This is a genomic window from Blastomonas sp., assembly GCF_041747255.1.
Lineage (GTDB): Bacteria > Pseudomonadota > Alphaproteobacteria > Sphingomonadales > Sphingomonadaceae > Blastomonas.
Genome location: NZ_JBGTFM010000378.1, coordinates 1 through 7,933, shown reverse-complemented (window position 1 = coordinate 7,933; position 7,933 = coordinate 1). Strand labels below are relative to the sequence as shown.

Below are 7,933 nucleotides of genomic sequence, written 5' to 3'. Positions count from 1 at the left end.
TGACCGGCCGACCCGGCTGGCGCGATGCCTTGCGGCAGCGCACCGGACGCGCGGTTGCAGTCGCCGCGCCAGACGCCTAACCACGCAGCAATGAACACCGCAAAACCTTGTGCACTGTGCCGCAAGCCCGCCCGACCCGATTTCGCGCCGTTCTGCAGCAAGGCGTGTAAAGACCGCGACCTGCTGCAGTGGCTGGGCGAAGGCTAACGCATCAGCGGCCCGCCCGCTGACCGCAGCGATGCCGATCATGACTATGATTGAGCACGCCGATGCCAGCGCTTATTTAGCTATGGACAAGCTGCGTATCGCCTGCCTATAGGCGGCGCTCGCATTTCGCCAGTCAGGCGATCCGCGCCGCCGCAGCGGTATGGCGCAATGCCCGGGTAGCTCAGTTGGTAGAGCATGCGACTGAAAATCGCAGTGTCGGCGGTTCGATCCCGTCCCCGGGCACCACTATTTTGTGATCGGGCCCGCTAAGCAGTATCGGATGACCTGTGCCGGACGCCCGAGCCAGTCTGTTAGCGTGGATCGAGCGCCAGGGCGGCACAGTGGACGATTAGTCTTTCCAAGCCGGGTCGATCATAACAGGCCCTCTAGCAGCCGCCAATATGCTCGACTTATCGATGAATGGCTGACCGGGGTTGGCTTGATGCGAAGCGAATATCGCACCCTCTCTCTCTGGTGAACCAAGGCGTCGATCATCTACAGGGCGACCGGCAATCTGCCTGCCATCCAGATTCTTCTCGGCCACAGCAAGATCGAGAATATGGTGCGCTATCTCGGGATTGATGCTGAAGAAGTTGGTGTTGCTCCTAGATGGCAGGGCAAAGGGATTGCTAAACGACTGCTGCCCCTGATGTTCGACCATGGTCGGAAGCTTGGATGCACCGAGGCGTGGGTCTTGAGCGACCGCGCTATACCGGTCTGTGAGCTGTGCGGAAGACACTGAACCTACAATTGCTCTGATGCACAGCTTCAAACTGGCTTGACGACCGGTCCGGGGTCGGTTCACGAATTTCCGCTGCTGGCAAAATCGGGGCTAAAGCTGCCTGAACGGTTTTAGGCGCACACCGATCCGTCATGAGCGACCGATTGCAGGTGAGGAGACGAATGGCGGTACATAATCAAGGACGGGCAACAGCCGGCGCCCATTCAGCGAAGTTTGAAGTCGCAAACGACCTCGGCCATTGTCGAGCGCGATGTTTGGGCCATCACCGGATTTGTATGTCGGTAGTAAGCCAAGGCTATCAAAGCGGTCGATACCGCCCAGCCCCTTCCTCTGCGAACGGTGGCTTCGTCAGCTTTTGTTGCCGATAGAAAAATGCGGCGTGACACCCGTCCAAAGCACGTCCACCCCGCCATCAGGTCGCAAGCTGGATCGCCTACTCCCATAAGGCCAAAGTCGATTACAGCTGCAAGTTGCCCATGACGCATAATAAGGTTTGTCGGCTGCAAATCGCCGTGAAGCCACACCGGTTCGCTACAGCATGCGGGCGCACTGAGGGCATCATCCCATACGGCTGTTGCTGCTGCGATCCCCGGCTCATCATGCAATTCCTCCAGTGCGCGGCGAACGCTGGCATCTCTCTCTGTGAGAGGCACGCCGCGCTGACTATTCTCAGCACCACTTTCCGGTCCGCCCGAGGCGTTGATTGCTCGCATAGCGGCAAGGAAGCCAGCAAGGCGCTCAGCCGCAGCAGGATTTTCGAGATCAACGCGGGTTGCGCTTTTGCCCGAGCTCCAACTATGGACCGACCAGTGCCACGGATACCCGAAACCCGGCAATCCCAATACAATTGATGCTGGGATTTCGAGCGGAAGCTTTGATGCGAGGAACGACAACCATTGATGCTCGCGGGCAGGCTGTCCTGCCGCCCACTCGACTTTGGGAAGTCGTGCCACCAAATCGCTACCTATTCGAAAGACCGCATTGTCGGTGCCTTCAGAGGAAAGCGCTTCTATGGGCAGATCACTCCAAGCCGGCAGCTGCGCGTTCAGCAGTGCGGAGATTAATTGTACGTCTATCTTCATCATTGTCGTAACAGTGTGCCGGAGCGCCGTCTCGATCTCAAGCTCGATCATGGCATGAAAATGTCCGCTTTCGGCGGGCCACGGATCCAGCCCAAACGGCAGCTTCGGTGTCGGTTTGGGAAATTTCGCTTTCGGCAAAATCATGACAAAAGTCGTTGGGCAGGTTTCGGGATTGTGCAGGGTAGCCGGAAATGGCTGCAAATGGATGGCTTTGCGAACGGCAGCTTTAGGTGACGCAGATGACGAGGCGAACTCTCGGGGTGGAGGCTAAGCGGAGACGAACAAGCCTGGAAGGGCGAGGACAATCCCTCCAGGTGCACCATTTTCCTGCTTCATTTATCAACGGGCGGCGGTACGTAGATTGGCGGCGGTTTGGGCAAGTCGTCTTTGGGGCGAATGAATTTGCGCTTCCCGCGTTCAAGCCACCATGTCTGTTGCCAGCCAGTGACATCGCTGATCGGAAGCCCTGCCTTGTTGCGTGCAGGCTCATAAAGAAACCTTTGTTCGATGAGGCGGCAGGTGGTGGCATCAATATCTGCATTGCCGCTCGATTTGACCACTCGGCATTTGCTCGGACGGCCATCGGCGCCAACGGTGAAATGCACGGTAACTGAGCCGCCTTGCCGCGCCGCAGTTGCCGATTTGGGATAGTCTGCATTGGAAATCCGGCCGCCGATTAATTTGGCGCGCGACGCAATACCGGCTCCGCCTGTGCCATCGCCGCGGTTGCCGCTGCCAAAGCCTGATCCAATGCCACCTGCGCCGGTGCCGGGGCCTGGCCGATCAGCCGCGCCTGCGTCATTCTCGCTGCCGTCTCCTGCCTTCGGCGCTGCGGGGAGCAACTTTGGCTGGGGAATTTCAATAATGCGTTTGGGCGCTTCACGCGGTGCGCTTTTCTTTTTGAGGTTGGCCGCCGACGCCGCGCCTTCGGGTTCGGGCGGCGCCTGCTTGGGCTTTTCGTCCGCGACGACGGGAGGGATCGAAACGTCGATCACATTCAAACTGCTCAGCGACGACCTCACAACCTCGCCGTGGCGGATGTCGAATGCGTTCAGGATCGCATAGCCAAGCAGACCATGGATCAAAACCACCGCTGTTGCGGACTTCAATCTGTCGTTTCCTGTACTGGCACCCGAAAATGCCATTTGCATCCCCCTTTGATGCTCGGCTGATACATCAGGGACGTGAAGCATCCATGAATGATCGCCTGCCGCTACCGGATTGCCGATACCGCGTTTCAGCGCATTTCCGTTTAGACAACAGCTGATGGGGGTCAGGCTGGGACCGATAGGGGTCAGGGCAGGTTAGCTACTGCGTCGCTGGGACGCGGCGAGTCGGATATTGGGGTCGTATGAAGAAAGACCGCTGCTTTGACGATGTCGCAGAAAGCTGTCATTCGGCATGCCTACGGCTACCTATGGCCTGAGCGTTTGTTGCCAACAATAATTACAGGAAAATCAATGACCAGCCTTATGATCTACGGCATCCCCAATTGCGACACGATGAAAAAGGCGCGCCTGTGGCTTGAGGCGCAGGGGATTGCGTATGACTTCCACGATTACAAAAAGGTCGGGATTACCGCCGACAAGCTGAACGACTGGGCTGATGCTGTCGGCTGGGAAGCGCTGCTTAACAAGGCGGGGATGACCTTTCGCAAACTTGCTGACGCTGACAAGGCGGACCTTAGCCGCGACAAGGCGATTGCACTGATGGTCGCTAACCCTTCGATGATCAAGCGCCCGGTGCTTGAGCATTCCGGCGGGGTGCTGGTCGGGTTCAAGCCGGAGGTTTATGCCAAGGCGCTGAGCTGACCGTTGTCATACCACTGTCAGCAGCAGGCACTAACGCAGTAACAGTTCGTTCTGCGGCGAATGCCGGAGCCCAGGAGTCGGGCTGCACAACATCGCCTCAGGATTTCGGCTTGCGCCGGAAAACGTTTGAACATTGATCAGGAAAAGAAAAACATGGCCAAGGCAATCTGGAACGGCACCGTTATCGCCGAGAGCAACGACACCGTCGTCGTCGAGCGTAACCACTATTTTCCGCGCGAGGCGGTGAACGCGGACTATCTCAAGTCCAGCAGCACGACCAGCGTCTGTCCGTGGAAGGGCACGGCATCCTATTATTCGCTCGACGTGAATGGCCAGACCAACGCTGATGCGGTCTGGTATTATCCCGAACCCAAGGAGGCGGCGAAGGAGATCCGTGACCGGCTGGCGTTCTGGAAGGGCGTTGAGGTGACCGCGTGATCGCTGCCTTGATCGCGCTGACGCTGGGCGCGACGCCGGTGATCGCCAACAGCCCGCTGGTCATTGCGCATCGCGGCGCGAGCGGCGAGCGGCCCGAACACACGCTGACCGCCTACGAACTGGCGATCGATCAGGGCGCGGATTACATTGAGCCCGATCTGGTGATCACCAAGGACGGCGTGCTCGTCGCCCGGCACGAGAACGAGATTTCGGAAACCACCGATGTCGCCGACCGGCCGGAATTTGCGGACCGCAAAACCAGCAAGAGGATCGATGGCCAGACAATGAGCGGCTGGTTCACCGAAGATTTCACGCTTGCCGAGCTCAAGACCCTGCGCGCGAAGGAACGCCTGCCGCAACTGCGCCCCGCCAACATGGCCTATGACGGCAAGGACGAAGTGCCGACGCTCATCGAGATCATTGCGCTGGTCAAACGCAAGGAAGTGGCGAGCGGACGCCGCATCGGCCTGTACCCTGAGACCAAGCACCCCAGCTTCTTTAGGGCGGCGGGCCTGCCGCTGGAAGAGCCATTGGTGCGCGATCTCAACGCTGCCGGCTATACCGGGGCGGATGCGCCGGTGTTCATCCAGAGCTTTGAGCTGGGCAACCTTGAACGGCTGCGCGACATGACCGATCTGCCGCTGATCCAGCTGATGGCATCGCAGGGCGGCCCGCCTGACCGGCCTGACGTAAGCTATGCGGCGATGACGACGCCCGAGTGGCTGGCTAAGCTGGCGGGCTATGTGCAGGGCGTGGGGGCGGAAAAATCGCTCGTCATCCCGCGAGATGCCGCAGGCGCGCTCGGCACCCCAAGCAATCTGGTGCGTGATGCCCATGCCGCAGGGCTGAAGGTGCATGTGTGGACCTTCCGGCGCGAGAACTTTTTTCTGCCCGGCGGCCTGAAAAGCGGCGTTGATCCGCGCGATGCAGGCGATCTGGATGCTGAGATCAAGGCCTTCATGGCGACCGGGATCGACGGGTTTTTTACCGACAACGTGACCGAGGGTGTTGTAGCGGCGCGGTAGATTGAGGGGCGAGCCGCGAGGATTTGCGCAAACGTCCCTCGGCCTTGGTTTATCCGGGGCGGCTGGCTTGCCAGCCAGTCGAAGGGCTCGGGAACGCGGGTGAGGGTGAAACCAGAGCGAATCGCTTCCATACCCCCGCATGTCCCGAGCGAAGTCGAGGGACGTCTGCGCTCACCGCCGCCCTGACAGGATGTCAAGCGACGTATGCGCGCACTCCTCAAGGCGGCGGTGTCGTCCCCGAATCGCTCCCTTCCTCCCGCGCGGTCTCCTTGCCGTCCTGGATAGCCTCATTGAACTTTTCATGATCCTCGGCATCGGGCGCTTCGGGTTCTTCGTTTAGCGCCCGTGCTATCGGCGGGGCCAGGCACACCTCAGCCTGCACCGGCAGATGGTCAGAGCCGACATTTTCAAGCACATTCATGTCGACCAGCGTAAAATCGGGGGTCATGAACAGATGGTCGAGCGGCCAGCGCAGCCCCGGCAGGTTGGCGGGAAAGGTGGCATACAGCCCGCGCCCGACGCGCGGGTCAAGATAGCCGCCGATCCGCTTGAACATCTGCGATGTGCTGGACCAGGCGACATCATTAAAATCGCCCATTGCCAGCACCGGTAGGTTCGATTCAGCCGCATGGCGCGCGGCGATCGCAATCTCCGCATCGCGCTTTTCGGTATTCTCCCCCGGCTGTGGCGGGCGCGGGTGCAAGCCAATAAAGCGGAACTTGGCCCCCGCTTTGGTGGATATTGTCGCAAACACCGACGGCGTTTCGTTATCGATCAACCATGCGATTTCAGCACCCTCGACCGGCAAACGTGACAGGAAAATCAAGCCATAAAGATTGCCCAGCGGCGCCGACGTGCGGTGCGGATAACGCGCGATCACCGGTTCCAGCGCCGCCTCCCATTGCTCGTCGGTCTCAAGCAGCAAGATGATGTCGGGGTCCTCGCGGTCAATCAGCGCGATGGTGCGCGCATAATCGCGGTTGGTCTGCAACACGTTGAAACTGAATGCGGTAATGCAGTTAATGGGGCTCGGCATCGCCTTGGCGACCTCGATCTTGGCCAGCGGCGTATAGGGGTGGATGCGCCAACCCTGCCAGCCGATGACCAACAGCATCGCGGCAACCACGCCGATCCGCACCCATCCGCTCAGAACAAATATGGCCATCAGCAGTGCCACCGCACCGAGCACCATCAGTGCAAGACGCGGAAAATCCCACATGCGGATGTACCAGCGATAGCTGGTCATCAGGCTGAGCGCCGTCCCGGTCACCGCAAGCCCGGCAACGATGAATACCAATATCCGCAACATCCAGAATCACGCCTGTCTTGAGGAGAATTCGCTCGCTCGCTTGTTGCGCCTGCACCGGCAATACGCAAGCGCCGGTTCGCGGAGGGTTTGCCCAAACCATTCGTGCGCGCTAGACCAGCGTTCATGTCCACAACCTACACGCTCGACACCGCGACCAGCCGCGCCAACCCCACGCCCGCGCCGATGAAGCGGCTCACCGTTCCTGCGATCCAGCAGCGCAAGGCGGGCGGTGTCACCGCCAAGCCGGTGGTGATGCTCACCGCCTATACCGCGCGCATGGCGCAGCTGCTCGATCCGCATTGCGACATGCTGCTGGTCGGCGATTCTCTCGGCCAGGTGATCTACGGACTGCCCAGCACAGTGCCAGTGACGCTGGAGATGATGTGCGCGCATGGCGCGGCGGTGGTGCGTGGCAGCTATCACAGCGTCGTCATCATCGACATGCCGTTCGGCAGCTATGAAGCATCACCCGAGCAGGCCTTTGCCAGCGCCGCGCGCATCCTGAAGGAAACTGGCGCGGCGGGCGTGAAGCTGGAGGGCGGCGCGGCGATGGCTCCGACGGTCAGGTTCCTCACCGAACGTGGCATTCCGGTAGTCGGCCATGTCGGGTTGACCCCGCAGGCGATCAATGCCCTGGGCAGCTATGGCGCGCGCGGTCGGTCGCAGGCTGAGGCGGACAAGATTGTCGGCGACGCAGTGGCGCTCGATACCGCGGGCGCCTTTGCGGTGGTGATCGAGGGCGTGGTCGAGCCGATTGCGATCGCCGCGACCAAGGCCGTGTCCTGCGTCACCATCGGCATCGGCGCATCGGCGCAATGCGATGGCCAGGTGCTGGTGGCCGAGGATATGCTCGGCCTGTTCGAACGCACCGCCCGCTTCGTGAAGCGCTATGAGAACGTTGCCGAGACGATTGAAGGCGCGGTCAAGGCCTATGCGGCGGATGTGACAAGCCGTGCCTTTCCGGGGCCAGACCAGATCTACGTGCCCGAGGGCTAATTGGCTGTTCCGGGGCGGATGGGGATTGGAGGCGCGTGCCTTCATGCATTGTCGGGCGTTTTTTGCTAACCGGTCAACCACGTCCCTCCACCATTACAACAGCTCCACCGCCACCGCCGTCTGTCCCGAGCGAAGTCGAGGGACGTGCGTGACCGGTTAGCGTAAAACAGCCGACAGTGGATGAAGGCGGGCGTCTCCATTCACCCCTTGCCCCGGAACAGCCAATTAGCCCTTGGGCACGTAGATCTGGTCTGGCCCCGGAAAGGCACGGCTTGTCACATCCGCCGCATAGGCCTTGACCGCGCCTTCAATCGTCTCGGCAA

General features: G+C 60.5%; 9 protein-coding genes, 1 tRNA gene and 1 pseudogene. 8 read left to right on the top strand and 3 right to left on the bottom strand.

The window, feature by feature from the left end; translation table 11 throughout:
* Positions 1–90: 90 nt before the first annotated feature.
* The 4 genes and pseudogenes from ACEW8G_RS12845 to ACEW8G_RS12830 all read left to right on the top strand — a co-directional run bounded on the left by ACEW8G_RS12845 (position 91) and on the right by ACEW8G_RS12830 (position 949).
* Complete coding sequence (locus tag ACEW8G_RS12845) at positions 91–207, top strand: DNA gyrase inhibitor YacG (RefSeq protein ID WP_373488804.1); 117 nt, start codon at positions 91–93, stop codon at positions 205–207.
* 170 nt (positions 208–377) lie between these two features.
* Positions 378–453 (top strand) — tRNA-Phe (locus ACEW8G_RS12840).
* Between the two features lie 41 nt (positions 454–494).
* Positions 495–799, top strand: a pseudogene (locus tag ACEW8G_RS12835) (tyrosine-type recombinase/integrase); the annotation flags it as partial.
* Entirely contained in the window at positions 785–949 is a 165-nt protein-coding gene (locus ACEW8G_RS12830) for a GNAT family N-acetyltransferase (RefSeq protein ID WP_373488805.1), read from the top strand. The pseudogene ACEW8G_RS12835 and the gene ACEW8G_RS12830, both read left to right, overlap by 15 nt.
* 203 nt (positions 950–1,152) lie before the next feature.
* Here the strand turns inward: ACEW8G_RS12830 and ACEW8G_RS12825 are convergent, their stop codons facing one another.
* Positions 1,153–2,175: an aminoglycoside phosphotransferase family protein gene (locus tag ACEW8G_RS12825; RefSeq protein ID WP_373488803.1), complete on the bottom strand. Its 1,023-nt coding sequence runs from the start codon at positions 2,173–2,175 to the stop codon at positions 1,153–1,155.
* A 188-nt stretch (positions 2,176–2,363) separates the two neighbouring features.
* Complete coding sequence (locus tag ACEW8G_RS12820; RefSeq protein WP_373488802.1) at positions 2,364–3,140, bottom strand: energy transducer TonB; 777 nt, start codon at positions 3,138–3,140, stop codon at positions 2,364–2,366.
* Between the two features lie 351 nt (positions 3,141–3,491).
* On the opposite strand from ACEW8G_RS12820, the gene ACEW8G_RS12815 reads away from it, so the two are divergent.
* The 3 genes from ACEW8G_RS12815 (at position 3,492) to ACEW8G_RS12805 (ending at position 5,305) form a co-directional block, all read left to right on the top strand.
* Entirely contained in the window at positions 3,492–3,842 is a 351-nt protein-coding gene (locus ACEW8G_RS12815) for an ArsC family reductase (RefSeq protein WP_373488801.1), read from the top strand.
* 153 nt (positions 3,843–3,995) lie between these two features.
* Positions 3,996–4,280 carry a DUF427 domain-containing protein gene (locus ACEW8G_RS12810; RefSeq protein ID WP_373488800.1) on the top strand — a complete coding sequence of 95 codons (285 nt, stop codon included), beginning with the start codon at positions 3,996–3,998 and terminating at the stop codon, positions 4,278–4,280.
* Entirely contained in the window at positions 4,277–5,305 is a 1,029-nt protein-coding gene (locus ACEW8G_RS12805; RefSeq protein WP_373488799.1) for a glycerophosphodiester phosphodiesterase, read from the top strand. The genes ACEW8G_RS12810 and ACEW8G_RS12805 overlap by 4 nt, the downstream gene beginning before the upstream one ends.
* A 217-nt stretch (positions 5,306–5,522) precedes the next feature.
* On the opposite strand, the gene ACEW8G_RS12800 is transcribed toward ACEW8G_RS12805, so the two are convergent.
* Positions 5,523–6,614 carry an endonuclease/exonuclease/phosphatase family protein gene (locus ACEW8G_RS12800; protein WP_373488798.1) on the bottom strand — a complete coding sequence of 364 codons (1,092 nt, stop codon included), beginning with the start codon at positions 6,612–6,614 and terminating at the stop codon, positions 5,523–5,525.
* 123 nt (positions 6,615–6,737) lie between these two features.
* Between ACEW8G_RS12800 and panB the strand changes: the two genes are divergently transcribed.
* Positions 6,738–7,610 carry a 3-methyl-2-oxobutanoate hydroxymethyltransferase gene (gene panB, locus ACEW8G_RS12795; protein WP_373488797.1) on the top strand — a complete coding sequence of 291 codons (873 nt, stop codon included), beginning with the start codon at positions 6,738–6,740 and terminating at the stop codon, positions 7,608–7,610.
* Positions 7,611–7,933: the final 323 nt, after the last annotated feature.

What these genes read in the sequence shown, in the direction of transcription:
- ACEW8G_RS12845 (WP_373488804.1), top strand. Translation starts at nt 91, where the DNA reads ATGAACACCGCAAAACCTTGTGCACTGTGCCGCAAGCCCGCCCGACCC.
- ACEW8G_RS12825 (WP_373488803.1), bottom strand. Translation starts at nt 2,175, where the DNA reads ATGATTTTGCCGAAAGCGAAATTTCCCAAACCGACACCGAAGCTGCCG.
- ACEW8G_RS12815 (WP_373488801.1), top strand. Translation starts at nt 3,492, where the DNA reads ATGACCAGCCTTATGATCTACGGCATCCCCAATTGCGACACGATGAAA.
- ACEW8G_RS12810 (WP_373488800.1), top strand. Translation starts at nt 3,996, where the DNA reads ATGGCCAAGGCAATCTGGAACGGCACCGTTATCGCCGAGAGCAACGAC.
- ACEW8G_RS12800 (WP_373488798.1), bottom strand. Translation starts at nt 6,614, where the DNA reads ATGTTGCGGATATTGGTATTCATCGTTGCCGGGCTTGCGGTGACCGGG.
- panB (WP_373488797.1), top strand. Translation starts at nt 6,738, where the DNA reads ATGTCCACAACCTACACGCTCGACACCGCGACCAGCCGCGCCAACCCC.